This is a genomic window from Leucobacter sp. GX24907 (assembly GCF_053567335.1).
This window is the reverse complement of record NZ_JBSGPD010000005.1, coordinates 246,816-271,416: the sequence shown is the minus strand read 5'-3', so window position 1 is coordinate 271,416 and position 24,601 is coordinate 246,816. Positions and strand designations below refer to the sequence as shown.

22 protein-coding genes, 1 tRNA gene and 1 riboswitch are annotated in these 24,601 nt (G+C 65.5%); of the genes, 14 read left to right on the top strand and 9 right to left on the bottom strand.

The genetic code is table 11. The features are described from left to right. From ACUYV6_RS09765 to ACUYV6_RS09750, 4 genes are all read left to right on the top strand, one after another. A tRNA-Thr gene (locus ACUYV6_RS09765) sits at positions 1 to 73 on the top strand. A 54-nt stretch (positions 74 to 127) separates the two neighbouring features. Continuing rightward, positions 128 to 1,228: an acyltransferase family protein gene (locus ACUYV6_RS09760; RefSeq protein ID WP_449278470.1), complete on the top strand. Its 1,101-nt coding sequence runs from the start codon at positions 128 to 130 to the stop codon at positions 1,226 to 1,228. 55 nt (positions 1,229 to 1,283) lie between these two features. Beyond that, positions 1,284 to 2,984 (top strand): polysaccharide deacetylase family protein, encoded by a 1,701-nt coding sequence (locus ACUYV6_RS09755; protein ID WP_449278469.1) that lies wholly within the window; start codon positions 1,284 to 1,286, stop codon positions 2,982 to 2,984. Further along, on the top strand, positions 2,981 to 3,604 hold the full coding sequence (locus tag ACUYV6_RS09750) for a hypothetical protein (RefSeq protein ID WP_449278468.1): 624 nt from the start codon (positions 2,981 to 2,983) through the stop codon (positions 3,602 to 3,604). Before ACUYV6_RS09755 ends, ACUYV6_RS09750 begins: the two co-directional genes overlap by 4 nt. A 23-nt stretch (positions 3,605 to 3,627) precedes the next feature. Here the strand turns inward: ACUYV6_RS09750 and ACUYV6_RS09745 are convergent, their stop codons facing one another. The 6 genes from ACUYV6_RS09745 to ACUYV6_RS09720 form a co-directional block, all read right to left on the bottom strand. Then, the gene (locus ACUYV6_RS09745) at positions 3,628 to 5,562 is read right to left on the bottom strand and encodes an ABC transporter ATP-binding protein (RefSeq protein ID WP_449278467.1); all 1,935 of its coding nucleotides are present in this window, start codon (positions 5,560 to 5,562) and stop codon (positions 3,628 to 3,630) included. A gap of 64 nt (positions 5,563 to 5,626) precedes the next feature. After that, complete coding sequence (locus ACUYV6_RS09740) at positions 5,627 to 7,213, bottom strand: DUF222 domain-containing protein (protein ID WP_449278466.1); 1,587 nt, start codon at positions 7,211 to 7,213, stop codon at positions 5,627 to 5,629. Between the two features lie 239 nt (positions 7,214 to 7,452). After that, entirely contained in the window at positions 7,453 to 7,962 is a 510-nt protein-coding gene (ribH, locus tag ACUYV6_RS09735) for a 6,7-dimethyl-8-ribityllumazine synthase (RefSeq protein ID WP_449278465.1), read from the bottom strand. Between the two features lie 103 nt (positions 7,963 to 8,065). Then, complete coding sequence (gene ribB / locus ACUYV6_RS09730; protein WP_449278464.1) at positions 8,066 to 9,316, bottom strand: 3,4-dihydroxy-2-butanone-4-phosphate synthase; 1,251 nt, start codon at positions 9,314 to 9,316, stop codon at positions 8,066 to 8,068. Then, positions 9,313 to 10,029 carry a riboflavin synthase gene (locus ACUYV6_RS09725; RefSeq protein ID WP_449278463.1) on the bottom strand — a complete coding sequence of 239 codons (717 nt, stop codon included), beginning with the start codon at positions 10,027 to 10,029 and terminating at the stop codon, positions 9,313 to 9,315. The genes ribB and ACUYV6_RS09725 overlap by 4 nt, the downstream gene beginning before the upstream one ends. Then, positions 10,030 to 11,202 carry a bifunctional diaminohydroxyphosphoribosylaminopyrimidine deaminase/5-amino-6-(5-phosphoribosylamino)uracil reductase RibD gene (locus tag ACUYV6_RS09720; RefSeq protein ID WP_449278462.1) on the bottom strand — a complete coding sequence of 391 codons (1,173 nt, stop codon included), beginning with the start codon at positions 11,200 to 11,202 and terminating at the stop codon, positions 10,030 to 10,032. It lies immediately after the preceding gene. Between the two features lie 73 nt (positions 11,203 to 11,275). Beyond that, positions 11,276 to 11,420, bottom strand: a riboswitch (FMN riboswitch). Positions 11,421 to 11,576: 156 nt separating this feature from the next. On the opposite strand from ACUYV6_RS09720, the gene ACUYV6_RS09715 reads away from it, so the two are divergent. After that, positions 11,577 to 12,617, top strand: a complete 1,041-nt coding sequence (locus ACUYV6_RS09715; RefSeq protein ID WP_449278461.1) for a zinc-binding dehydrogenase — start codon at positions 11,577 to 11,579, stop codon at positions 12,615 to 12,617. A gap of 172 nt (positions 12,618 to 12,789) precedes the next feature. Here ACUYV6_RS09715 and trpS read toward each other — a convergent pair whose 3' ends face one another. Both trpS and ACUYV6_RS09705 read right to left on the bottom strand, forming a co-directional pair. Continuing rightward, positions 12,790 to 13,818, bottom strand: coding sequence for a tryptophan--tRNA ligase (gene trpS / locus ACUYV6_RS09710; RefSeq protein WP_449278460.1), 1,029 nt, complete (start codon positions 13,816 to 13,818; stop codon positions 12,790 to 12,792). 50 nt (positions 13,819 to 13,868) lie between these two features. Then, positions 13,869 to 14,729 (bottom strand): exodeoxyribonuclease III, encoded by an 861-nt coding sequence (locus ACUYV6_RS09705; RefSeq protein ID WP_449278459.1) that lies wholly within the window; start codon positions 14,727 to 14,729, stop codon positions 13,869 to 13,871. Positions 14,730 to 14,988: 259 nt separating this feature from the next. Here ACUYV6_RS09705 and ACUYV6_RS09700 point away from each other — a divergent pair, with 259 nt between their 5' ends. From ACUYV6_RS09700 to ACUYV6_RS09675, 6 genes are all read left to right on the top strand, one after another. After that, a complete protein-coding gene (locus ACUYV6_RS09700) occupies positions 14,989 to 16,491 on the top strand; it encodes a DHA2 family efflux MFS transporter permease subunit (RefSeq protein WP_449278458.1) in 1,503 nt (500 codons plus the stop codon). 55 nt (positions 16,492 to 16,546) lie between these two features. Next, positions 16,547 to 16,930, top strand: coding sequence for a thiamine-binding protein (locus ACUYV6_RS09695; protein ID WP_449278457.1), 384 nt, complete (start codon positions 16,547 to 16,549; stop codon positions 16,928 to 16,930). A 149-nt stretch (positions 16,931 to 17,079) separates the two neighbouring features. Beyond that, a complete protein-coding gene (locus tag ACUYV6_RS09690; protein ID WP_449278531.1) occupies positions 17,080 to 18,306 on the top strand; it encodes a pyridoxal phosphate-dependent aminotransferase in 1,227 nt (408 codons plus the stop codon). Between the two features lie 54 nt (positions 18,307 to 18,360). Then, complete coding sequence (locus ACUYV6_RS09685) at positions 18,361 to 20,292, top strand: ABC transporter ATP-binding protein (protein ID WP_449278456.1); 1,932 nt, start codon at positions 18,361 to 18,363, stop codon at positions 20,290 to 20,292. A 9-nt stretch (positions 20,293 to 20,301) separates the two neighbouring features. Next, on the top strand, positions 20,302 to 20,760 hold the full coding sequence (locus ACUYV6_RS09680; protein ID WP_449278455.1) for a 23S rRNA (pseudouridine(1915)-N(3))-methyltransferase RlmH: 459 nt from the start codon (positions 20,302 to 20,304) through the stop codon (positions 20,758 to 20,760). A 41-nt stretch (positions 20,761 to 20,801) separates the two neighbouring features. Beyond that, complete coding sequence (locus ACUYV6_RS09675) at positions 20,802 to 21,158, top strand: hypothetical protein (protein ID WP_449278454.1); 357 nt, start codon at positions 20,802 to 20,804, stop codon at positions 21,156 to 21,158. 1 nt (position 21,159) lies between these two features. Here the strand turns inward: ACUYV6_RS09675 and ACUYV6_RS09670 are convergent, their stop codons facing one another. Further along, positions 21,160 to 21,429 carry a helix-turn-helix domain-containing protein gene (locus tag ACUYV6_RS09670; RefSeq protein WP_449278453.1) on the bottom strand — a complete coding sequence of 90 codons (270 nt, stop codon included), beginning with the start codon at positions 21,427 to 21,429 and terminating at the stop codon, positions 21,160 to 21,162. A 270-nt stretch (positions 21,430 to 21,699) separates the two neighbouring features. Between ACUYV6_RS09670 and nrdH the strand changes: the two genes are divergently transcribed. The 3 genes from nrdH (at position 21,700) to nrdE (ending at position 24,593) form a co-directional block, all read left to right on the top strand. After that, a complete protein-coding gene (gene nrdH / locus ACUYV6_RS09665) occupies positions 21,700 to 21,936 on the top strand; it encodes a glutaredoxin-like protein NrdH (protein ID WP_449278452.1) in 237 nt (78 codons plus the stop codon). A gap of 102 nt (positions 21,937 to 22,038) precedes the next feature. After that, complete coding sequence (gene nrdI, locus ACUYV6_RS09660; protein ID WP_449278451.1) at positions 22,039 to 22,452, top strand: class Ib ribonucleoside-diphosphate reductase assembly flavoprotein NrdI; 414 nt, start codon at positions 22,039 to 22,041, stop codon at positions 22,450 to 22,452. Continuing rightward, on the top strand, positions 22,452 to 24,593 hold the full coding sequence (gene nrdE / locus ACUYV6_RS09655) for a class 1b ribonucleoside-diphosphate reductase subunit alpha (RefSeq protein WP_449278530.1): 2,142 nt from the start codon (positions 22,452 to 22,454) through the stop codon (positions 24,591 to 24,593). The genes nrdI and nrdE overlap by 1 nt, the downstream gene beginning before the upstream one ends. Positions 24,594 to 24,601: the final 8 nt, after the last annotated feature.

Sequence of the window (24,601 nt, the reverse complement as noted above, 5' to 3'; positions counted from 1 at the left end):
GCCGCCTTAGCTCAGTCGGTAGAGCGATTCACTCGTAATGAATAGGTCGCCGGTTCGATTCCGGCAGGCGGCTCCGATCGGCCCCCGCCTCGGCGGGGGCTTTTCTCACCCGAGAGGAGCTCCCCGGATGACGCAGCCCTCCGCCGCAGTGCAGGCGCCGCCCGCGTCGAAACCGCGCGTCGCGCTCTGGGACAACGCCCGTTTTCTGCTCATCGTGCTCGTGGTGGTCGGCCACACGATTTCGACGGCGCGCATGGAGACTCCGCTCGGTTTCGGCCTCTACGTGTACGCGTATCTGTTCCATATGCCGGCGATGATCCTCCTCTCCGGTGTCTTCTCGAGAACCGCGGTGACGCCCAAGAGCATCCGCTCGACGTTCCAGCTGCTGCTCACCTGGGGGTTGTGGGAGGGCATCTGGGCACTCTTGCGCTTCGCAGTCGAAGAGAAGGGGCTGCCAGCCTCCTTCCTGGTCTCCCCATCGTGGACGCTCTGGTTCCTGGTGACCCTGGTGACACTGCGCATCGTGTTGCCGGTCATCGCCCTGCTCAAGCATCCGCTGCTGGTGTCGTTCGGTCTCGCGCTCATGGCCGGCCTGCTACCGGCGATCGGTGCCGATTTCTCGGCTTCGCGCACGTTCTGCTTCTTGCCGTTCTTCGTACTCGGTTGGATGGCGCGGGATCGCGGCTGGCTCGAAGGCCGCTGGTTCGTGCGCCCGACGATCGCGACTCGGGCAATCGCCTGGGGCGTGCTGGGGGTCGCGGCAATCGGTCTCGCAGTACAGCCGCAGCTGCGTGACACCTGGAGGATCGACAGCTGGTTGCGTTGGAGGGATGACTACTTCCTGCTCTTCGACAAGGCACCCATCGGTGATGCGGTGCCCGAAAGCCTGTGGGGCGTGGCGCTCGCCGGGCTCGCGATCCGTGCCCTGCTGCTGGGTATCGCCGTAGTGATGACGCTCGCGCTGCTCATCGTGACCCCGAGGGGCGAGAGCATCATCACGGTGTGGGGTGCGCGCACGCTCTACGTCTACCTGCTGCACGGCCCGATCGTCTGGGGTTTGCGTCAGAGTGGCGTCGTTGATGCGTTCGGTGACCGGGGTAGCGTGGGTATTGCAGTGCTCGCACTACTCGCAGTCGGGCTGGCCGTGGTGCTGTCGATGCGGTGGGTGACCGTCGTATTCCGCAGGATCATCGAACCCCGGTTCGAGTGGATGATGCAGCGCAGCTAGTCCGGGTCGCGGGTGCGGGGCTCGGCCGAGACGGCACGGGTCACGAGGAGCGGCGATGAGACAGCGCAGCGGACGGCGGGCGGCCGTGCTGCGGGCGCCTGTGCTTCGGACGAGTGCCCTGCGGCCGACAGCGGTGCTGCCGGCCATCGGGCTCGTCTTCGTGCTCTTGCTCGCGGCCTGCGCTCCGGCCCCCGACCCCGACTGGCGTCCGGAACCGTGGGTGGTCGAGAACGGTGTGAGCCTCGTTCCTGCGCAGGAATCGGGCGGGGAACAGGACCCAGCTGAAGATGGAGAGGACACACCCACAGAGACCCCCGCGCCGGCCCCTGAATCTCAAGCTTCGGTGCCCACTGAGGTCGAAGATGCCGTGATCGGCATGCGTATCCGCAATGACGATATGCCGATGCAGGCACGGTGGATACATGTTCCGGGAGAGACGGAACTGAATGAGCGCATTGACGGGATCGTCCGCGATGCCGTGACCGGGCCGGGTGGATACGAGCCGCAGGTGCATCGGGCCAGCGCTGGGCTCGATGAACGGGGGTGCGTGCCCGGCTCGGTCGAGTGGCCGGCGGGTCAGGTCTTAGAGGATGCCGCGACGGGCCCGCGCGGCGGCTCGGGTATAGCCGTGACTTGCGAGATCGCGGGCGCGTTCGGGTCGTATATCGGCGTGACGATACGCGTCGTGCGGGGAGCCCCGGAATCGGTGATCGACGATCAACGTACGACGCTCTATACCGACCTTGCCGGAGACCAGCTCATCGACAGCACTCAGCGCTGGAATGCTGACGCGGGTCGCGAATTGTGGATGCGGACGGTCGAGCTCTTGCGCCGTGAGGCGGGAGCGCTCAGCCGCGCCGAGATCGAGCCGCCTTCCGCCGAGCAGGAGGAGATCGCGACGGCCGGGCTCGATCAGGCATGGTTGGGTGAGGGCGGTGCGCTGCGGGTCGATATCGGCCCTGGCATCGCTGCCCCTGAGCTCGCGGATCTGGGTATCGCACCCACGGAAGAGCCGGTACGGGTCGAGGTCGCCGCCGATGTTGTGGAGACCTGGTCGGCGAACAGCTTCGCTGACCTGGAAGCCGCCACAGCGGAGCCCTTCATGGGCGTGCCGGAGTGGTCCCTCGATGATGTGGTTGCCGACTGCGCACTGGTGCCCTGCGTCGCACTGACGTACGACGACGGTCCGTCGGTCTACACCCCCGATCTGCTCGAGACGCTGCACGAACAACGCGCTCCTGCGACGTTCTTCATGACGGGAACCTCAGTGCGGCAGAACCCCGAGATCGTCGACCGCGTCTTCGCGGAGGGGCACGAGATCGGCAGCCACACCATGACCCACCCCGACCTCACCCGGGTGAAGCCGGCACGAGCTGAGAAGCAGGTGCACTCTGCGGCCCGACTCATCGAGCAGCGCACTGGGCAGCAGGTCACGTCGTTCAGACCGCCGTACGGGGCGATCAATGCGCGTGCGATGCGGAAGATCGATCTACCGGCCGTCCTCTGGTCTCTCGACACGAACGACTGGAAGCGCCCGGGAAAGAAGGCGCTCGTGAAGCGTGCCGCGACGGAGGCGTCTCCGGGAGACATCGTCCTCTTCCACGACACTCATGACGAGTCGGTCGAAGCGGCTGGCGCGGTGATCGTTGAGCTGAAGAAGCGCGGCTTCGTTCCGGTGACGGTGACCGAGCTGTTCGGCGGGACGATCCCCGACGGACTGAATTACAGCGCTACGAACGCGGGGAAGAAACCGTGAAGCGCCTCGCACTGATCATTGTGCTGTTGCTGGCCGCGGCGACGGTCTATGCGGTGACCTTTGCGCCGGGCCACTTCTCGAACGCGCACGTCGAGACCGCTGACGGTGAGGAAAGTCTGCCATTGGCTTCAACCAGCAGCGGGCTACCCGAGGTGCACGTGGTGCCGGAGCGAGGGTGGACGGTGCGGCCGCTCGTCGTCGACTTACAGGTGCCGGTGCTGAGAGACCTGCCGGAGCCGCCCCTGCCGCGGGATCCTCGCCTGCTGCTGGGTGTCGAGGAGGGGGTGACGGTCGGCTCACCTGATGGTGTGTTGAGGATCGCGCTGCGTGTCTCCGAGGAGTCGCTCGAAGACGCTCTGACCGATCTCGAAGACGAGACCGGTGAGATCACTCTGCGTGAGCAACTCGCCTCCGGGGCCGAGCTGCACCATGTCGACACGAATGACGGGGTGCGCGGAGTACTCGATCTGGGCGATGCGCGCGTGATCGTGACAGCGACAGCGACGGCGGCGGGCACGGTCAGGGGCACAGCCACGGCCACAAACACGGACACAAACACGAACATCGAGGACTATCGGGCGAGCCTGTCGGCCTTGCTCGAGAGCGTCGAGCTCGGTTGATCATTCTCTGTAGCCCGCGCGGCTCAGTCCTCGGCAACCAGGAGTTGGTGCTGCGCGAGCTCGCGGTAGAGCGGGACCGCTTCGATCAGTTCCTCGTGCGTGCCCTCCCCGATGACGCGGCCGTCGTCGAGCACGATGATCTTGTCGGAGTCCACGACCGTGGAGAGGCGGTGCGCGATCACGACGAGCGTGCGCCCGGTCGAGACGGAGTCGAGGGCTTCGCGCATGAGTCGCTCATTGACGCCGTCGAGGCTCGCGGTCGACTCGTCGAGCAGTAGGATCGGCGGAGCCGACAGCAGCGATCGTGCGATTGCGAGGCGCTGCTTTTCGCCGCCTGAGAGCATGACCCCGTTCTCGCCGACTTGCACGTCGAGGCCGCTGCTTCCGTCGGGAAGCCCGGCGCGGTCGAGAAGGCCGCCGAGGTTCACGGCGCGCAGCACACGCTCGCACGCGGCGTCGCTTGCGTCGGGCACGCCTAGACGGAGGTTGTCGCGAAGGCTGCCGGCGAGCACGGGGGCGTCTTGCTCCACGTAGCCGAATTGGCTGCGCAGTTCGGCACGGTCGAGCGTGCGCAGGTCGGCTCCGTAGAGTTCGACTGAGCCGCTGTCGGGATCGTAGAACCGTTCGATGAGTCCCAGCATGGTCGACTTGCCGGCGCCCGAGGGGCCGACGAGAGCGACACGGGCGCCGCGCGGGACGTCGAAGTTCACGCCGTGCAGCACCGGGGTCTCGATGATCTTCGCGGGTGCCGCCTCGGCGTCGCGGCGGGCACCGCGACCGGTGCGCACGAGTTCGCGAGCGTCCGCACGATCGGGTGCGGCTGAGCGGTAGGTGAAGTGCACGTCGTCGAAGCGGATCGCTGGAGCGTTTCGATCGGCGGCATCGTCGAGGCTGCGGATCTCGCCGATCGGCGAGATCGTCGCATCGTGCTCGGTTTCGGTCGGGAGCGACGTGATCTCGCGGATGCGACCGAGTGCGCCGAGTGCCTGGCCCACCGCGGCGATCGCTCCGAAGGCCTGGCCGAGTGGCATGACCATGAGGAAGAGGAAGATGATGAAGGTGACGAGTTGGGAGATCTCGATGGCGCCGCTGGCGACACGGTAGCCGCCGAGGCCTAGCACGATGAGGAACGATACCTGCATCGCTAGGAACGACACGGGTACGATGACTGCCGAGATCTTCGCGACCTTCACTCCGAGCGCGTAAGCTTCGGTCGCGTCCCGCTCCGTTGCTGCCTGTTCGCGGCCGGCTGCCCCGGCTGCCCGGATCGTGCGGATCGACGAGATCGACCGGTCTACCTGGGCCGCGAGGTCTCCGACCTTCTCCTGAGCCTGTGCGACGGCCGGGCGGATCCGGCTCGAAACGGCCACGACCACCACGATCGCGACCACCACGACGGCGAACGTGATCCCGAAGAGTATCGGATCAATGATCAGCATGCCGACCAGGGCGCCGACGAAGACCAGCATGCCGCTGATGGCCTCGACAAGGCCCTGGGTGAGCACTGCCCGGAGCAGGGTCGTGTCGCTGCCGACGCGTGACACGAGATCGCCGGTGCGGCGGCGGTCGAATTGGGTGATGGGCAGGTGCAGGATCTTCGCGATGAGTCGCCGCCGGCTGCTCAGCACGACGCCCTCACCCATGCGTTGGAGCACGTAGTGCTGGAACCCGCCCAGCAGGGCATTGGCGATGACGAGTACGGTGAGCAGCCACAGCAGGGCACCGAGCGCGTCGCCGGTCTCGACTCGGGCGATGACCTGTCCGAGCAGCGGGGGCTGCACGAGCGAGGTGACGGCGCCGAGCACGCCGAGGGCGAGGGCGAGGGTGAGTAAGCCGCGCTGTTCGAAGAGATAGGGGATCAGCTCGCGCAATGAGGCGCGGGGGCCGCGGGGCGCTGTGTCGGGTGATTCCGAGGCGGATCCGCGGCGAGTTCTCGATCGTGCTGCCACGCCGCTCACTCTAGGCGATGGTGGCTGTGAGACGGCTTGCGCGGCGGGTACTTATCGCTCGCGCGAAGCTTGCCTAGATCGCTTCGAAACGTACCCGACTTGATCTCCGGGGAGGTTCGTCCGGGTCGCGTGGTGTCGATTGCCCGGGTCTGCGGGCAGGCCATCTATACGACCCCGGCGGTCGATCGACATGCACTCTGCCTGTGGGGCTCGTCCATTCGAATACTCCACCCGGATGCTGCTCAACGCTCCACTCGGAGTGATGCTTGAGTGTGTGATGGCCTCGGCAAAGCGCTCCGAGATTGTCGGTGGAAGTCTCGCCGCCGAATGCGGCGTCGATCGTGTGGTCGAGGTCGCATCGCTGGATCGGTACTCGACAACCCGGGAATCTGCAGTGCCGGTCGCGGGCTCCGATGACTCTGCGTATCTGCTCGCTGGGCCGGTATCGGTCAACCGAGATCACTTCGCCGGTGTCGGAGTGGGTGGTGACCTTCTCGAGATGCGAAGACTGGGCGGCGAAGCGTCGGACGGTGAGCTCATCGACCGGTCCGTAGCCCGCAAGCTCACCGGGCAGGCCCGCAATACCCGACTCTGCTTCACCGAAGTCTGCCGGTGAGATGAGTTGGATGCGTGCCTCGATCGCCTCTGCCGGGCTTCCGGAGGTAAGCGCGAACGGGTCTGAGGAGAGCAGCAGGTCTACAAGCGCATCGGCGCGGAACTGATCTCGAGTGCGCGAATCAGGTGTGTGGTCCTCGGCGTCCGAGTCCTTGACGGAGGTCTCTGGGTTATAGACGGAGGTCTCCGTTGCGGAAACATCTGGCGAGGAGGCATCTGGTGAGGAAGCATCAGAATCGGGACTATCGGGGGAGACAACGAAAGCGGAACTATCCGAGGAAGAATCGGGGAGCGGGACGACGCGGTGACCTTGCTTGGCGGACTTTGCGATCCTGGTCAAGCGTTCTCGAATTGCATACGCCTCCGGAGCGGGAAGGTGAGCGATGAGGTCGGCCATGCCATCTTCGGCATCGGTCACCGTGACCCGGCGCTCGCTGCGGGCCCGCTCGTGCCGCGTCTCGATGGGGATCTCAGCCCAGGTTTCGGCGAGTCGTCGAGCAATAGGAAGCAGACGATTCGGGGTCTCAACGGCTGCGATCTCGAGAACCGCAGCCTCATATCCGGCACGACGCTCCATAACCGATGGCTCATTGCTCGGCCCGATGAGTAGGCCTGCATCGCAGATGACCTGCGCGTGCTGCTGTGTGATTGCGCCCGAAGCAAGGGACGGTACGAGCTTCCGGTACTCATACACGGTGCGATAGGCGAGATCCATGAGGCGCTCTGCTTGGTATTCACTCATGCACAGCAACAGCGCGAGTTCGGCACGGAGCGAGCGATACGCCAACTCGTCCGGTGCGAACATGGTGCGGGTCTCCGCAGAAGATGGCTGATCTGCCTCGGAAGAAGACCTGTGCTCCCCGGAGGAGGATCGGCCTTCCGAGGAGGAGGCTTCCGGCCTGTGCGGGCGGATCTTCGTCGTTTCGAACACGAGCTCACCGATGATGCCCAGTTGCTCCGCAGCCAGAGCGCGGCGCTGCTGCTCGACGTTCTCGAGACGAGAGAACGATGCAACTCGCGAGCAGGAATTAGCGGGGGTGGGCATGACTTCAGTAGACCAGGTACCACCGACATTGAGGTCCCCAGGATCCGCATGAAACCAACGCTTCCGAGTGATTCTCGGGAACCCACAATGAATACCGGAGGACCTTTGTTGAGTACCCTCCAACGCGAGGTCGATCTTCGACGGCGCACAGCCGGATCTGGTCACGCGACTCGTGCGAGACCTGCGCCCACCGCGTGGACTGTGACCGACCCGCGACACCCACGCCCAAGGCGCGGAACTCAGGCGCGCTTGCCCGGCTCCAGCTCCATCGTGGCTCCGCTCTCACGGATGAAGCGCGCAGTGGCTGCGGACTGCAGAGCAGCCTCAGCGGCCTCCTGGCCCTTCGACTCGCGGGAACCTGCGAGGCCCGCGCGATCCAACGCCTGCTCATCGGTGTCGGTCGTCAGCACGCCGAACCCGACTGGCTTCCCGCTGTCGAGCTGTACCCGGGTGAGCCCGTCCGTCACAGAGTTGCATACGTAATCGAAGTGGGGAGTGCCCCCGCGCACGATGACGCCGAGGCAGACGACCGCGTCGAAGCCTGACTCCAGAGCCGCTTGGGCCGCGAGCGGCACCTCGAAGGCTCCGGCAACGCGGAAGAGCGCGTGATCGGCTCCTGATGCGATGAGTGTCTCGCGCGCACCCTGGATCAGCCCATCCATGACTTCGGTGTGCCACTGGCCTGCGATGATCGCAACGCGCAGGCCGGTGCCGTCGACGTCGATGGAGGGGGCTCCTGCTCCGCTCATGGTGTGCTCCTCTTACTAGATCGGTTCTTGCTGGGGCGGTGTTGCGTGTGAATAGTGCGGCTCGGTACTAATACGGCTCGCTGCGACGAGTTCGCCTCGCGACCTACATGCTGTCGGGCAGCTCGTGACCCATGCGGTCGCGCTTCGTCTCGAGGTAACCCGTGTTGTAGTCGGTGACGCCGACGAGCAGCGGAACGCGCTCCTCGACCGCGACACCGTGGGCCTCGAGCTGCGCGACCTTGTCCGGGTTGTTGGTGAGCAGGCGGACATTCTCGATACCGAGATCGGCGAGGATCTCGGCCGCGGCAGTGTAGTCGCGTCCATCGGCGGGGAGACCGAGCTGCAGATTGGCGTCGAGCGTGTCGATGCCCTGCTCCTGCAGCTGGTAGGCGCGCAGCTTGTTCGCGAGACCGATGCCGCGCCCCTCCTGCCCGCGCAGGTAGATGACGACGCCGCCTCGCTCGTGCACGAGGTCGAGGGAGGCCTGGAGCTGCGGGCCGCACTCGCACTTGAGGGAGCCGAAGGCTTCACCCGTGATGCACTCGGAGTGCACTCGCACGAGCGCCCCGTCAGTGGGCGGGTTCCCGTCGGCGTCCAGTGCGATCAGGGTCAGGTGATCCACCCCGATACGACGGTCGCGGTAGGCGCGAGTGCGGAACTCGCCGTGCTCCGTCGGCAGCAGGGCTTCGGCGCGCACGCTCACCCGGCGGTGCTGCACCTCGCTCTCCTTCGGAGTTCCTGCGGGGTCGTGCTTCTCGAGGTAGGCGATGAGCTGCTCGATCGTGATGACCGGGATGTCCTCCCGCTTCCCGAGCTCCAGCAGGCCCGGAAGTCGCATCATCTCGCCATCGTCGGCGACGATCTCGGCGATGACGCCGACGGGCCGCAGCCCGGCCAGACGCATGAGCTCAACCGCGGCCTCCGTGTGGCCGTTGCGCACGCGTACGCCGCCGTCGACGGCACGGAGGGGCAGGATGTGGCCGGGGCGACGCACGTCGTCCGGAACCGCCCTCGCCGCAGCCAGTGCGCGCACGGTGGTCGCACGGTCGCTCGCGCTGATGCCGGTGGTGACGCCGTGCGCCGCATCCACTGTGACGGTGTAGGCGGTGCCGCGCACATCTTCGTTGCGTTCGACCATCATCGGGAGGTCGAGCTGATCGGCGACGTCGTTCGACATGGGCGCGCACAACAGGCCTGAGGAGTGATGCACGGTCCAGGCGATCCACTCCGGGGTCGCGAGTTCGGCCGAGAGGATCACGTCGCCCTCGTTCTCACGATCTTCGTCGTCGGCGACGATGACGGGGCGGCCGGCGGCGATCGCGGCGACAGCGGCTTCGATGGTGGCGATGCTCATGGTTGGTCCTGTTCGGTGGTCGGGGTGGAAGCGAAAGTGTCCGGGGACTCGGCGTGCGACGGGAGTTGTCGCTCGGTCGCACGCTCCGCGTTCGTGATGAATGCCTGCATACGGGCGACATGCCGGGCGAGAATGTCGGTCTCGATGTTGACGTGATCGCCGGCGACGAGGTCGCCGAGGGTGGTTGCGGTGAGTGTCTCGGGGATGAGGGAGACCTCGAACCAGGGCTCGGTCTCTTCGGGTTCCGAGACGTTCGAAACTGTCAGCGAGACACCCGCGACGGTGACGGAGCCCTTATCGACGAGTAACGGTGCGAGCTCGGTGGGCAGCTCGAATCGGAGCACTCGCCACTGCGTGCGGTCCACCGCTGACAGCAGTCTGGCGGTTGCGTCGACGTGCCCTTGCACGATGTGGCCGCCGAGGCGGCTGTCGACGCGTGCGGCGCGCTCGAGGTTCACACGGCTGCCGACGCGCAGCTCGCCCAGCGTCGACATGCGCAACGACTGCTCCATGACGTCGGCCGCGAAGGTGCGCGAGCCGTCGGCGGCGGTGCCGAACTCCACTGCGGTGAGGCACACACCCGAGACCTGGATGGAGTCTCCGTGCTTCGCGTCGCTCGTCACGAGCGGTCCCTTGACGGTGAGGCGCAGAGAATCGCCTTGCGGTTCGATCTCGACGATCTCGCCGACCTCCTCGATGAGTCCCGTGAACATCTACGATCCTTCCTCGATGGGTGGCAGGGTGGCGGCCTCGCCAGGTGCCTCGACGGCAGCGCGCGCGATGACCAGCAGGTCCTCGCCCAGCCTCGCCGTGGATTCAAGTTGCAGGCGTGAGATCCGGTCCATGCTCTCGATGCCGAGTTCATCGACGGCGAGCCGAGGTCCGCCGAGTAGGGCGGCGGCCACGTAGACGAGCAGTTGGTCGGCGAGACCGGCTGCGAGTATCGAGGTGATGAGACTCGATCCTCCCTCGACGAAGACCCGGGAGAAGCCGCGCTCGGCGAGGCTGCTGAGGTCGGATCGCAACTCGTCGCCGGTCAGACGGATCGGCGCATCGAGGCCGTGCGCTGCGAGCGCAGGGTGATCCAGAACGCGCGCGTGCGGCGGGATGCTCCGATGTCCGATCACAACCGGCACCGGTTGTTCGGCGGCCGGCACGAGCAGGGCACCGTGCGCATCGCGGGCGGTGAGGGCAGGATCATCGGCGATGAGCGTACCGGTGCCGATGAGGATCGCATCCGCCTGCGCGCGTCGACGGTGCACGTCGGCGCGTGCGTCGGCACCGGTGATCCAGCGGCTCGATCCGTCTGCCGCCGCGATGCGTCCGTCGAGGGTCTGGGCCCACTTCACCGTGACATGGGGAACGGGGGCTGTGCGGGAGAGGGAAGCTGCATGGGGGAGCGAGGTTGTGTGGGAGAGGGAAGCCGGCTCCGAGCCCGCCTTCTGCGCCAACCAGGTCGCGAGCAGCCTCCTGGCTTCGGTCTCGCGCACTCCGCCGAGTACCTCGACCCCGGCGGCGCGCAGGCGATCCGCACCGCCCGCGGCGAGCGGGCCGGGATCGCGCAGCGCATAGACGACCGAGCCGATCCCGAACGTGATCAGACTCTCTGCGCACGGCCCGGTCAGGCCGGTGTGGTTGCAGGGTTCGAGTGTCACCACGGCGGTGAGCTCGGATGCGCGATCCCTCCACGACTCGGGGAGGCGCGATAGGGCGTCGATCTCCGCGTGCGGTGTGCCGGCGCCGGAATGCCAGCCTTCGGCGACGATGCGGCCCTCGGAGTCGAGGATCACGCAACCGACCTGGGGATTCGGGTCGGCGGCCGGACTGCGTTCGGCGAGCGCGAGCGCACGACGCATCGCGTCGTCGACGAGCTGCCGATCCAGCATCGCGTCCCCTCCTGTCGCCCGGTCGTGCGGTCTGCATTGCGCACCGGGGAACAGGGGTCGCCCATGGGGAGACTCTGCGTTCCTCTCATCCGGACTCGAGCTCGACTCTCGCCTGCTCATCACCGTCGGTACCGGAATTTCACCGGTTCGGCCCCGCAGATGCGGAGTTCGCGGACTATCACCGCCGGTTCGGATTCTCACCGACCCCGGAACACGTCTTTTACTCTAAACCCTCCCCGCGAGGAATTCATTCCCTGTTCGCAGACAGGGGACGCGAGTGAAGCCGTAGGCTGGAGGCAGGACGTCGTGGGACGCCCGCACCCGGCGGTGCGGCGAGACCGCTCCTCTGCTTGTTGAATGAGTGAGGAGTAGTCATGCGCGCAGTAACGTACGTCAGAAACGACACGGTCGAACTCCATGAGAAGCCGACGCCCGAGATCCAGCCCGACGAGGTGTTACTCAAAGTTGGTGGCGCAGGCCTCTGCCACTCCGACATCGCGATCATCGGAATGGGCGATGACAATCCACTCATCGGCGGCACGCTCGGGCACGAGGTGGCCGGCACCGTCGAGCAGCTCGGCGACGATGTCAGCTGGTGGAACCTCGGCGATCGGGCCCTCGTCGCCCTCATCCTCTCCTGCGGCCAGTGTCGCGAGTGCCTCGCCGGCCGTGACAATCAGTGCGAGGTCGTCTACCAACGCGATGCTCTCGCGCCGCTTTCTCCCGGCATCGGAAGCCCCGGAGGCATGGCCGACTACATCGCGGTGAAGGCCCATCATCTCGACCCCATCGGCGATCTCGACCCTGTCGACGCGGCGCCGCTTGCCGATGCCGCCCTCACTCCGATGCACGCCATCAATTCAGTGCGTGATCGCCTCGCAGGCGACGCGACGATCGTCACCATCGGGCTGGGCGGTCTCGGCCACATGGCACTGCAGATCCTCGCCGCGACGACCGGCGCCCGCATCATCGCGCTCGACACCGATCCCGAGAAGTTGGCTTTCGCGGAGTCTCACGGCGCTGATCTCGCGATCCCGAGCGACGGCTCGGCGGCCAAGCGGATCCTCGAAGAAACCCATGGCGTCGGGGCCGACGTCGTATTCGACTTCGTCGGCGTGCAGCCTACGGTCGACCTCGCGATCTCGGTCGTGCGCGGGGGCGGAGCGATCCGCTTCGTCGGACTCGGAGGCGGTTCGTTCGAGTACGTTGCGAACAGCGGCACGGCACTCCCCTGGGGTGTGAATATCGAGCGCGCCTACGGCGGAACCCGCTCCGACATGCGCGAGGCGGTCGCGCTTGCGCGGCAGGGCAAGATCGGCGTCGAGGTCGTCCGTTACCCGCTCGACGATGCGGTGCAGGCGTTCGACGACCTGCATCACGGCAAGATCCAGGGCCGCGCAGTGCTCGTGCCGTGAACCGGGGAGCGGCGGCGGGGCGCAGAGCTGCGATCGCGGCAGCGCTCGTCGCCTCGTGCCTCCGACTGTCGCAGATTGCGTTCTTGTGGAGCGTTTCACCTCAATCTGCGACAGCCGGAGCGGTCTCGGAGCGACTTCGGAGTGGCCTCTGAGTCGACGTCGGTGGGCCTGCTCAGCGGCGGAGGATCCCCATCGCGTCGTACACCCGGGCGAGCGTCGCCGTAGAGATCTCGGTGGCGCGATCCGCGCCTCCCGCGAGTAGGCGGTCGAGCTCGGCAGGATCGGCGAGCAGCTCCTCGGTGCGCGTGCGGATCGGAGCAAACGTCTCTTCGACGACCTCGGCGAGATCTTTCTTGAGGTAGCCGTAGCCCTTGCCGACATAGTCCTGCTCGATCGACTCGACCGTGCGACCGGTCAGCACCGAGTAGATCGTCAGCAGGTTCGAGACCCCGGGCTTCGCCTCGCGGTCGAAGCGCACCTCTTCACCGGCATCGGTGACCGCCCGCATGATCTTCTTCTTGGTCACGTTCGCGGGATCCAGCACCGAGATCAGCCCGGCCGGGCTCTCGGCCGATTTCGACATCTTGGATGTGGGATCCTGCAGATCGTAGATCTTCGCGGTGCCCCGCTGAATCTGCGCCTCGGGCACGATGAACGTCTCGCCGAAGCGCGAGTTGAAGCGGTTCGCAATGTCGCGCGTGAGTTCGACGTGCTGGCGCTGGTCTTCGCCCACGGGAACGACATCGGCCTGGTAGAGCAGAATGTCGGCAGCCATCAGCATCGGATAGGTGAACAGGCCGACCGACGAGCTGTCGGCGCCGTAGCGCTGCGCCTTGTCCTTGAACTGGGTCATGCGGCTCGCCTCGCCGAAACCCGTGAGTGTGTTGAGCACCCAGGCCAGTTCGGCATGCGCCGGCACGTGCGACTGCACGAACAGGGTCGACTTCTCGGGGTCGATGCCCGCCGCGATGTACTGGGCCGCGGTGCGGCGGGTGCGGGCGGCGAGGTCGGCGGGATCCTGCGGCACCGTGATGGCGTGCAGGTTCACGACGCAGAAGAACGCCTCGAAGTCTTCCTGCATCTGCGTCCACTGGCTGAGTGCGCCGATGTAGTTGCCGAGGTGCAGCGAGTCGCTCGACGGCTGCATGCCGGAGAAGATGACGGGCTTCGTGCTGGGAGCGGAAGTGGGGGTGTCAGTCATGTTGCTGGAGTACTTGCCTTATGTATGCGGGCGGCAATTGCCGCGGGAGATCAGATCGAGTAGTCGACGACGACAGGTGCGTGATCCGACCATCGGGTGTCATACGACGGATACCGGTCGACCCGGTAGTTCGCGACGAGCTCGGCGAGCTGCGGGGTGACAACGTGGTAGTCGATGCGCCAACCCGTGTCGTTGTCGAACGCCTGCCCGCGATTCGACCACCACGAGTACGGGCCGTCGACCTCGCCGGCCCAGCGTCGGCCGACATCGACCCAGCCGTAGCCGAGGCCTTCGGTGCCGTCGACGCCGACGACGTTCTCGCCCCGGGGGCCGAAGAAACGGTCGAAGTAGGCGCGCTCGCGGGGCAGGAAGCCTGAGCGCTTCACGTTGCCCTTCCAGTTCTTGATGTCGAGTTCGCGGTGGCCCACGTTGAAGTCGCCCACGATCGCTGCGAGCTCGCGCTCATCGGAGAGTTCATTCATGCGCTGGCCCATGGCGTCGAGGAACGCCCACTTGGCATCCTGGCGCGGAGTGTCGACCTCGCCGGAGTGCGTGTAGTTGCTGACGACGGTGAGGAGCCGGCCGCCGACCTCGAAGTCGGCCTCGAGCCAGCGCCCCGAAGACTGAATGCTCTCCTGGAGATCGAGCGCGCCGAGGCCGGGGCGATGGGCCACGGCGGGAACCCGGCTCGCGATGGCGACGCCGGCGCGACCCTTGATCTCGCACGGGTCATGCAGCCAGTGCCACCCGGCCTCGCCGAGGAACTGCTGGAGGTGCTCGTCTTGCGCGCGAACCTCCTGCAGCGCGAGCACATCGACGCCGCTCGTGGCGAGCCAATCACCCATGCCCTTGCGGAATGCGGCGCGGATGCCGTTGACGTTGACGGAGGCGAGTCGGAGCGTTTCAGCCATGCGCTCCAGTCTACGGCGCGGCGGCGGTGCGGGGTACGGAGCCCGGGGCGTGAGGAGAGGTGGCGTCGACGCTTCGATATGGGATCAGCGCCTCAATATGCCCCCGAGAGCGATTTCCGGCATATCTACGCGCTGATCCCATATCTATGTGCTGAAGGCGGAATCGGTGCGGCAGCGTAAGTGCCGGCGGTACCGGTACCGGTACCGGCAGTGTCAGCGCGCGGGCGTAGGATGAGCTGGTTCAGCCGGAAGGAGCCCCATGCAGAGCGAGTCGACGATCCGCCCTTGGGCCGCGCTGTGGTCGATGGTGCTGGGATTCTTCATGATTCTCGTCGACACGACGATCGTGTCGGTCGCGAATCCGTCGATCATGACGGCACTCGATACGACGATGGTCGCCACCCTGTGGGCGACGAGCGCCTTCCTGCTCGCCTACGCCGTTCCGCTGCTCATCACCGGACGACTCGGCGACCGCTTCGGGCCCCGGCGCGTCTACCTCATCGGCCTCGCGGTGTTCACGCTGTCGTCGCTCGCGTGCGGACTGTCACAGGACATCGAGACTCTGATCGCGGCGCGCGTCTTCCAGGGCCTGGGCGCATCGATCATGACGCCGCAGACGATGGCGGTGATCACGCGCATCTTCCCGCCGCGCGAGCGCGGTGCGGCGATGGCAGTGTGGGGCGTCACTGCGGGCGTTGCGACGCTGGTCGGGCCGATCCTCGGCGGTTTTCTGCTCGACGGCCTCGGCTGGGAGTGGATCTTCTTCATCAACGTGCCGGTCGGTGTCATCGGTTTCGTGCTCGCCCTGCGCTTCGTGCCGAAGATGCCGACGACTGCTCATCGCTTCGACTGGCTCGGGGTGCTGCTGAGCGCGGTCGGCATGTTCTTGCTCGTGTTCGGCATCCAGGAGGGCGAGAGCTTCGACTGGGGGGTCATCTGGGGTCCGATCTCGGTCTGGAGTCTCATCGTCGCGGGGGCGGCGATCCTCGCCCTCTTCGTGCTGTGGCAGTGGAAGCAGCACGGTGAGCCGCTGATCCCGCTGCGCATCTTCCGCGACCGCAACTTCTCCGTCGGTACCGCAGTGATTGTGACCGTCGGGCTATCGGTGACGAGCCTGAGCCTGCCGTTGATGTTCTACCTGCAGCTCGTGCGGGGTCTGAATCCGACGCAGTCTGCACTGATGCTCGTGCCGATGGCGGTGCTGTCGATCGTTCTCGCGCGGCCGGTGGGTCGCTTGATAGACCGGGGCGATCCGCGCAGGATCCCGCTGCTCGGTCTGCTGCTCGTTGCCGCGGGCCTCGCGATGTACTTCTTCATGGCTCGTCCTGAGACACCGCTGTGGCTGCTGCTCATTCCGAGCGCGGTGCTCGGCTTCGGCAACGCGTTCATGTGGGGGCCATTGGCCTCGATCACGACGTTCGGGTTGTCCCGGGAGCTCGCGGGTGCCGGATCAGGGGTCTACAACACGAGCCGCCAGGTCGGCGCCGTGCTGGGTGCTGCGGCGATGGCTGCGCTCATGGAATCTCGGCTGCGGGCCTGGCTCGGCGAGACGGCGACCGCGGCCGGTGGCATGGGCGGTGAGGGGGGATCGGGTCTCGCCGCACTCCCCGAACCGTTGCGCGAGGGCTTCTCGCATGCGATGGCCGAGTCGATCCTGATGCCGATGGGCATCATCATCGTCGGTGCGGCGATCACGCTGATGTTCGCGCCAAGACCCGCGCGCACCGGCTCCGTTCCGATCGCGACGGTGCCTGCCGACTGAGCGATGTCGGGGCTGCCGGATACGCTGGGTGTGAGCAGGTTCGAAAGGGGTCCTCATGATTCTCGCGTTCTCCGTCGCCCCAAGCGGTGCCCCGAGTGGTGCGCGCGGTGATGCACCCGGCGGTGCGGCCGGCGGCGAGGCTGGTGGTGCCTCAGCTGCAGGTGCCGAGCACGCCGACGGCTCGGTCTCCGGTGCGGTCGCGGCTGCGGTGAAGGTGGTGCGTGATTCTGGGTTGCCGCACCGCACGAGCAGCATGTTCACCGAGATCGAAGGCGAGTGGGACGAGGTCTTCGACGTGGTCAAGCGTGCCACCGAGGCGGTGCTCCCGTTCGGATCGCGGGTGTCGCTCGTGATGAAGGCCGATATTCGGCCCGGCTTTGAGGGCGAGCTCGACGGGAAGCTCGAGCGGCTCGAGCGGGCGGTTGAGCGGCTGACGTGATCCCGCGCCGCAGAAAATTGCGCACAGGCCTCCTTTGCCGAAGAATACGCGATTGACTGAAGCGAGTGCGTAGCCGCATCGATGATTATTCCGAGGTTGGCCCGGTCGCCGATTGGGAGAGCGGTGACGAAAGTGGGACAATGAAGCTCATGCGTCCCATCACACAGTCGAGCAAGCTCGCTGGCGTGCGTTACGACGTACGCGGCCCGATTCTGCAAGAGGCGGAACGTCTGGAACGGGCGGGTCACGAGATCCTGAAGCTCAACATCGGCAACCCCGCCACGTTCGGTTTCGAGGCGCCGCCTGAGATTCTCGAGGCGATGCGCGACGCGCTGCCCCACGCGCAGGGCTACAGCGATTCTCGCGGCGTTCTGCCCGCTCGGGAGGCCGTCGCCGCGCACTACACCGGGCTCGGGATCGCCGATGTCGACCCCGAGCACGTGTTGATCGGCAACGGCGTGAGTGAGCTCATCTCCTTGGTGCTGCAGGCGCTTGTGAGCCCCGGAGACGAGGTGCTGATTCCCTCGCCCGACTACCCGCTGTGGACGGCCCAGGTCACCCTCGCGGGCGGCAACGCGGTGCACTACCCCTGCGACGAGCAGAACGGATGGATGCCCGACCTCGAGGCGATCGAGGAACTCGTCACGAAGCGCACCAAGGGCATCGTGCTCATCAACCCGAACAATCCGACCGGCGCGGTGTACTCGCCCGAGCTGGTGCGCGGTTTCGCGGCGCTCGCCGAGCGCCACGGCCTAGTGCTGATGGCTGATGAGATCTACGACCACATTCTCTACGAGGGTGCGAAGCACGAGCACGCCGCGCGCCACGTGCGCGATACGCTCTGCCTCACCTTCAGCGGTCTGTCGAAGATTCAGCGCGTGGCCGGGTACCGCGCTGGCTGGGTGGTTTCGTCGGGCAACCGCGAGCTTGCGAATGACTTCCTCGAAGGACTCACCCTGCTCGCCAACATGCGGATGTGCGCGAATGTGCCGTCGCAGTACGCGATTCCGGCGGCCCTGTCGAGCGCCTCGAACTGGTCGGGCATCGCAGATCTCTGCGCTCCCGGCGGGCGGCTGCGCGAGCAGCGCGATATCGCGGTGAAGCTGCTCAACGAGATCCCCGGAGTGTCCTGCGTCGCTCCCGGTGGTGCGATGTATCTGTTCCCGCGTCTTGATCCTGCGCGCTACGACATTCATGATGACCAGCACTTCGTGATTCAGCTCATGCGTGCGACGCACGTGATGATCACCAACGGGCGCGGCTTCAACCTTCCGACACCCGACCATGTGCGCTTCGTCACGCTGCCCCGGGTCGAGGTGCTGAGCGAGGCCATCGGACGCATCGCCGACTACCTCGAAACGGCGCGCATCGACTGACTTGCTCGTCGCCCGTGTTCGGCCCGTGTCGGTGATGCGCGCTATCCTCCGACCATGAGCATGGGTCCCGCGTCGAGGTCTCGCGTCTCTTCAGGAGATGCGGAACGCCAGCGTGAGCTCAACCGCGAAGCACCTGAGGTGCCGTTCCTCGGGCGCAGAATCGCGGAGCTCTTCGCTCCGCACCGCTGGCAGCTGTCGGTCATCGTGCTGTTGGTGCTGGTATCGGCCGGGCTCGGGATCATCCCGCCGCTCATCACGCAGCGCGTCTTCGACGAGGGGCTCTTCCCCGAGCACGGCGGGCCGAACATGCAGCTGCTGGTCTGGCTCGTGGCCGCGATGATCGGAGCGTTCGTGCTCTCGTCCGGACTCGGGATTCTGCAGACGCTGCTCACTGCCCGAGTCGGTAATCGGGTCATGGGACAGTTGCGCGTCCGCTTGTTCTCGCACTTGCAGGCGATGGAGCTCGGCTTCTTCACCCGCACCAAGACCGGCATCATCCAGTCTCGTCTGCAGAACGACGTCGGCGGCGTCTCGAATGTGCTCACCAATACGGTCTCGAGCGTCGTCGGGAATACGGTCACGGTCATCGCGGCGCTCGTCGCCATGCTCATGCTGAGCTGGCAGCTCACGATCATCGCGATGATCCTGATGCCGGTGCTGGTACTCGCTCAGCGACGGGTGGGGCAGCTGCGGGCGAGAATCGCCGGGCGCACTCAGGAGTCGCTCTCCGAGATGACCGCGATCACGCAGGAAGCACTGTCGGTGTCGGGCGTGCTGCTCGCGAAGACCTTCTCGCGGCAGCGCACCGAGACGGAGCGCTACGCCGCGGAGAACGACAACCAGGTTGCGCTGCAGGTCCGCTTGATCATGAGCGGTCAGCTGTTCTTCGCGATCGTGCAGGTCTTCCTGTCTGCGGTGCCGGCGATCGTGTATCTCGTTGCGGGGTGGTTGATCCTGCGCGGCTGGGGTGAAGGAAGCGGGCAGGGGTTCGATTCCGCGATCACCGCCGGCACCATCGTCGCCTTCACGACGGTGCAGTCCCGTCTGCTGTTCCCGCTGACGGCGCTCATGCGCGTCGCACTCGACCTGCAGACCTCGAAGGCACTGTTCGCGCGCATCTTCGAGTACCTCGACCTTGAACCGGCGATCGTCGATGTTCCTGACGCGAAAGCCCCGAACGATGCGCCAGGTCTGGCCGGTCGGGTCGAGTTCGAAGGAGTGTCTTTCCGCTACCCCGACGCCGAACCTCACGAGCGGCCGACCCTCGATCGCGTCGACTTCCGAGTCGACCCGGGTGAATTCATCGCCTTCGTCGGTGCGTCAGGGTCGGGAAAGACGACGATCGGCTCGCTGATCCCCCGGCTCTACGACGCCAGCGATGGAGTCGTGCGCTTCGCGGGTGACGATGTGCGGCGCCTGCGGCAGGAAGAACTGATGGATCGTATCGGCATGGTCTCCCAGGAGTCATACCTGTTCCATGCAACGATCGCCGAGAACCTGCGTTACGCGAAGCCGGACGCTTCCGACGAGGAGCTCGAGCGTGCAGCGCGGCAGGCCAATATTCACGAGAGCATCGTCTCTTTCGCGGACGGGTACGACACCGTCGTGGGGGAGCGCGGCTACCGACTCTCCGGAGGAGAGAAGCAGCGCATCGCGATCGCCAGGGTGCTGTTGAAGAATCCTCCCGTTCTCATCCTCGACGAAGCGACGAGCGCACTCGACACGGTGAGTGAGCGCATCGTGCAGCGTGCCCTCGATGAGGCTCGCAGCGGGCGCACGAGCATCGCGATCGCCCACAGACTCTCCACCGTCATCGACGCCGACCGCATCTACGTTGTGGATCGCGGCCGTATCGTCGAACACGGCACGCATGACGAGTTGCTTGCTGCTGGCGGCGCCTACGCGGAGTTGTACGCGGATCAGCGGGAGTCGCGTGCGGCCGGCACGGCGCCGGAGACCGAGCCCCCGCCGGGCGCCGCCCGGTAGTGTCAGAGCATGAGCGTTCGCATCCTCGCCATCGGCAAGAAGCACGAGGACTGGGTGTCGACCGGCATCACGCGGTACGAGAAGCGACTGCGGAAGCCCTTCCAAACGTCCTGGCTGCTGTTGCCGCACTCATCGCGCGAGGGCGACGCGGCGCGAGCAGAGGAGTCTGAGCGAATCCTTGCGAAGCTGAGTCGCGACGATTTCGTCGTGCTGCTCGATGAGCGCGGAACGAACTTGGACTCACCGGGCCTCGCTGCAGCCCTGCAGAAGGCCTTCGACGGTGGACGCACGGCGACGCTGGTGATCGGCGGCGCATATGGTGTTGAGGATCGCGTGCGCACGCGGGCAGACCTCGTCTGGAGCCTGTCGAAGCTTGTGTTCCCTCATCAGCTCGTGCGGCTCATCGTTGCGGAGCAGCTCTACCGGTCCCAGGAGATCTCAGCGGGCCGGTCGTACCACCACGTGTGAGTAGATGAGCCAATGTCGGGGGTGTCGCTTAGCCTTCTCGCATGAACCCGTTCCGACTCCCGGCGAGAGTGCTCGCCGCGCGCCGACCTCCCGGCGATGTTGCCCGCGAGGCGGTGCGTGCAGTGGAGGTGCCGTGGCGGCTGTCTCGGCATCCCGAGCGCGGGGTGATCGAGGCGGAGAATGAGGGGGCGGTGCCGCTGCGGGCGGTACGACTGGCGCTCGCCGGAGAGGGCCTTCTCGGGCTGTCCTTGCCGCGCACGGTGCATCCGGGGGAGCGCATGCGGGTGGTCTTGCGCGGCGTGCAGGCGGAGCAGGCGATCATCGCGCCTGATGCGCTACTTACGCTGCGCTGGTTCGAACCTGACGGAACGGAGCTGCTGTGGCCAATCGCACTTTGAATCAGTATTCGGCGCTGGAGACCGTGTGGAGCGGCGGCGGGGTGACCACGTATGCGGTGAGATCGGAGACGGTGCAGCCGAGGGCTCCGGCGAGTTGGGTAAGCGTCTCGAGGCTGGGGTTGACGCTTCCCCGCTCGATGCGTCCGACGTGGGAAGGGTGCAGTGCGGAGATCCGGGCCAGGTCTTGCTGGCTGAGGTCGGCTTCGAGTCTGATCTCTCGGAGTCGAACTCCGAGTGCGCGTGCAGGGGTGCGAGAGATGGGGAAAGTCATCTCTTCAGCATGGGGTGAAACGGCCCGTTGCGCGACACGCCGAGGACAGGTTGTGGACCAAAAATCTTCTGCCACCTGCACCCTGTGGATAACTCGGCGAGAGACGCGGATTCGTGCCGAACCCTCTCCCCAGGGCAGGCGTTGAGTCAGTGGAATGGAGGTGGAAAACTACATCCATGTAACTACATCATCTTGTGGTGGCCGACGGTGTGGTTCACTATATGTAGTGCCCCGGGTCGGGGCACCTCAGTTTTTCAGGAAGGGCGAGAAATGGCGATTACGGTGTACACCAAGCCATCGTGCGTACAGTGCACGGCAACCTACCGGGCGCTCGACAGCCAGGGTATCGAGTACGACGTGCTCGACCTGTCGCAGGACGAGACGGCGCTCGAAACGGTCAAGGAGCTCGGCTACCTGCAGGCGCCTGTGGTCGTGACTGACGACGAGCACTGGTCGGGCTTCCGCCCCGACAAGATCTCGGCACTCGCGGGTCGCCTCGTCGATTGATCAACGGTCGGGGCGAACACGATGCAGGCGCGGACAACCGGACGTCCGCGCCTGCATTCGCGCACGGTAAGCAGCACGCGAAGCAGTCGGAGGAGGGAGAACATGACCGATCTCATCTACTTCTCCAGCGCCTCCGGCAATACGCACCGCTTCATTGAGAAGCTGGGACTGCCGGCCACGCGCATCCCGCTGTATCGCAATGAGGATCCGATCGTCGCAGACGAGCCCTTCGTGCTCATCGTCCCGACCTATGGCGGCGGCCCCGAGACCCGGGCCGTTCCCAAGCAGGTGATCCGCTTCCTGAACGACGAGCGGAACCGTGGGCTCCTGCGCGGAGTGATCGCCGCCGGCAACACCAACTTCGGGGATGCGTACGGCATCGCGGGAGACATCATCGCCCGCAAGTGCGGAGTACCGCACCTCTATAGATTCGAACTCTTTGGAACACAGGACGACGTGACCGACGTCCGAGAAGGATTGGAACGGTTTTGGACACAGCAGAACGCAGCGCAGTGATGGAGCCGGCTCTCGAGTCGTCGAAGGTCAGCGATATGGACTTCCACTCGCTGAACGCGATGCTCAACCTGTACGACGCCGACGGCCGCATCCAGTTCGAGAAGGATCGCGAGGCTGCGCGCCAGTACTTCCTGCAGCACGTCAACCAGAACATGGTGTTCTTCCACAACTTCGAAGAGCGCATGCGCTTCCTGATCGACAACGAGTACTACGAGAAGGGCCTCCTCGACGAGTATCCGCTGGAGTTCATCGAGGAGCTTCGCAATGAGGCCTTCGCGATGAAGTTCCGCTTCCCGACCTTCCTCGGCGCCTTCAAGTTCTTCACGTCATACGCGCTCAAGACGTTCGACGGCAAGCGGTACCTCGAGCGCTTCGAAGATCGTGTGGTCATGGTGGCCCTCGGCCTCGCTGAGGGTGATCGTGAGCTGGCTCGTGGCCTGGTGCGCGAGATCATCTCGGGGCGCTTCCAGCCTGCGACGCCGACCTTCCTCAACCTCGGTAAGGCACAGCGCGGTGAACTCGTCTCCTGCTTCCTGCTGCGCATCGAAGACAACATGGAATCGATCTCGCGTGGCATCAACTCGTCGCTGCAGCTCTCGAAGCGCGGCGGTGGCGTGGCGCTGCTGCTCTCCAACATTCGCGAATCGGGCGCGCCGATCAAGAAGATCGAAAACCAATCGTCGGGCATCATTCCCGTCATGAAGCTTCTTGAAGACAGCTTCAGCTACGCCAACCAGCTCGGTGCACGTCAGGGTGCCGGCGCCGTCTACCTGTCGGCGCACCACCCCGACATCATGAAGTTCCTCGACACCAAGCGTGAGAACGCCGATGAGAAGATCCGCATCAAGACGCTCTCCCTCGGTGTCGTCATTCCCGACATCACTTTCGAGCTCGCGAAGAAGAACGAGGACATGTACCTGTTCTCGCCCTACGACGTCGAGCGCGTCTACGGTGTGCCCTTCGGCGACATCTCCATCACCGAGAAGTACTCCGAGATGGTCGACGATGCGCGCATCAAGAAGTACAAGATCAACGCGCGTCACTTCTTCCAGACGATCGCCGAGCTGCAGTTCGAGTCGGGCTACCCCTACATCGTGTTCGAAGACACGGTGAACGATGCCAACCCGATCAAGGGCCGCATCAACATGTCGAACCTGTGCTCCGAGATCTTGCAGGTCAATACCCCGACCACCTACAACGAAGACTTGAGCTACGCCGAGATCGGCAAGGACATCAGCTGCAACCTCGGCTCGATGAACATCGCCGCTGCGATGGATGGCGGTGAACTCGGCCAGACCGTCGAACTCGCGATCCGCGCGCTCACCTCGGTCAGCGACCAGAGTCACATCTCCTCGGTGCGCTCCATCGAAGACGGCAACGACAAGTCGCACGCCATCGGTCTCGGGCAGATGAACCTGCATGGCTACCTGGCTCGTGAGCACGTCCACTACGGTTCAGACGAGGGCGTCGACTTCACGAACATCTACTTCTACACGGTGCTCTTCCACGCGATCCGCGCCTCGAACCGGATCGCGATCGAGCGCGGCCACACCTTCGAGGGCTTCGAAGACTCGAAGTACGCGACCGGTGAGTTCTTCGACAAGTACACCGACCAGGAGTGGGCACCGGCGACCGAGCGGGTGCGCGAACTCTTCGCGAATGCGGGCATCGAGATCCCGACCCAGAGCGACTGGCTGGAGCTCAAGTCGAGCGTGCAGCAGCACGGTATCTACAACCAGAACCTGCAGGCCGTGCCTCCGACCGGTTCGATCTCGTACATCAACAACTCGACCAGCTCGATCCACCCGATCGCGTCGAAGATCGAGATCCGCAAGGAAGGCAAGCTGGGCCGCGTCTACTACCCGGCACCCTTCATGACCAACGAGAACCTCGCCTACTACGAGGATGCCTACGAGATCGGGCCCGAGAAGATCATCGATACCTATGCTGCGGCGACGCAGCACGTCGATCAGGGGCTGTCGCTGACCCTGTTCTTCAAGGACACTGCGACCACGCGGGACATCAACAAGGCGCAGATCTACGCGTGGCGCAAGGGCATCAAGACGATCTACTACATCCGGTTGCGTCAGCTGGCGCTCGAAGGCACTGATATGACCGAGTGCGTCAGCTGCATGCTGTAGCTCGTCGG

Bases quoted from the DNA above. Each gene is read 5' to 3' on its own strand.
- nrdI (WP_449278451.1), top strand. From the start codon at position 22,039: ATGACCGATCTCATCTACTTCTCCAGCGCCTCCGGCAATACGCACCGC.
- ACUYV6_RS09760 (WP_449278470.1), top strand. From the start codon at position 128: ATGACGCAGCCCTCCGCCGCAGTGCAGGCGCCGCCCGCGTCGAAACCG.
- ACUYV6_RS09675 (WP_449278454.1), top strand. From the start codon at position 20,802: ATGAACCCGTTCCGACTCCCGGCGAGAGTGCTCGCCGCGCGCCGACCT.
- ribH (WP_449278465.1), bottom strand. From the start codon at position 7,962: ATGAGCGGAGCAGGAGCCCCCTCCATCGACGTCGACGGCACCGGCCTG.
- ACUYV6_RS09755 (WP_449278469.1), top strand. From the start codon at position 1,284: ATGAGACAGCGCAGCGGACGGCGGGCGGCCGTGCTGCGGGCGCCTGTG.
- ACUYV6_RS09740 (WP_449278466.1), bottom strand. From the start codon at position 7,213: ATGCCCACCCCCGCTAATTCCTGCTCGCGAGTTGCATCGTTCTCTCGT.
- nrdH (WP_449278452.1), top strand. From the start codon at position 21,700: ATGGCGATTACGGTGTACACCAAGCCATCGTGCGTACAGTGCACGGCA.
- ACUYV6_RS09720 (WP_449278462.1), bottom strand. From the start codon at position 11,202: ATGCTGGATCGGCAGCTCGTCGACGACGCGATGCGTCGTGCGCTCGCG.
- ACUYV6_RS09700 (WP_449278458.1), top strand. From the start codon at position 14,989: ATGCAGAGCGAGTCGACGATCCGCCCTTGGGCCGCGCTGTGGTCGATG.
- ACUYV6_RS09680 (WP_449278455.1), top strand. From the start codon at position 20,302: ATGAGCGTTCGCATCCTCGCCATCGGCAAGAAGCACGAGGACTGGGTG.
- ACUYV6_RS09685 (WP_449278456.1), top strand. From the start codon at position 18,361: ATGAGCATGGGTCCCGCGTCGAGGTCTCGCGTCTCTTCAGGAGATGCG.
- ACUYV6_RS09725 (WP_449278463.1), bottom strand. From the start codon at position 10,029: ATGTTCACGGGACTCATCGAGGAGGTCGGCGAGATCGTCGAGATCGAA.
- ACUYV6_RS09670 (WP_449278453.1), bottom strand. From the start codon at position 21,429: ATGACTTTCCCCATCTCTCGCACCCCTGCACGCGCACTCGGAGTTCGA.
- ACUYV6_RS09690 (WP_449278531.1), top strand. From the start codon at position 17,080: ATGCGTCCCATCACACAGTCGAGCAAGCTCGCTGGCGTGCGTTACGAC.
- ACUYV6_RS09695 (WP_449278457.1), top strand. From the start codon at position 16,547: ATGATTCTCGCGTTCTCCGTCGCCCCAAGCGGTGCCCCGAGTGGTGCG.
- ACUYV6_RS09705 (WP_449278459.1), bottom strand. From the start codon at position 14,729: ATGGCTGAAACGCTCCGACTCGCCTCCGTCAACGTCAACGGCATCCGC.
- trpS (WP_449278460.1), bottom strand. From the start codon at position 13,818: ATGACTGACACCCCCACTTCCGCTCCCAGCACGAAGCCCGTCATCTTC.
- ACUYV6_RS09715 (WP_449278461.1), top strand. From the start codon at position 11,577: ATGCGCGCAGTAACGTACGTCAGAAACGACACGGTCGAACTCCATGAG.
- nrdE (WP_449278530.1), top strand. From the start codon at position 22,452: ATGGAGCCGGCTCTCGAGTCGTCGAAGGTCAGCGATATGGACTTCCAC.
- ribB (WP_449278464.1), bottom strand. From the start codon at position 9,316: ATGAGCATCGCCACCATCGAAGCCGCTGTCGCCGCGATCGCCGCCGGC.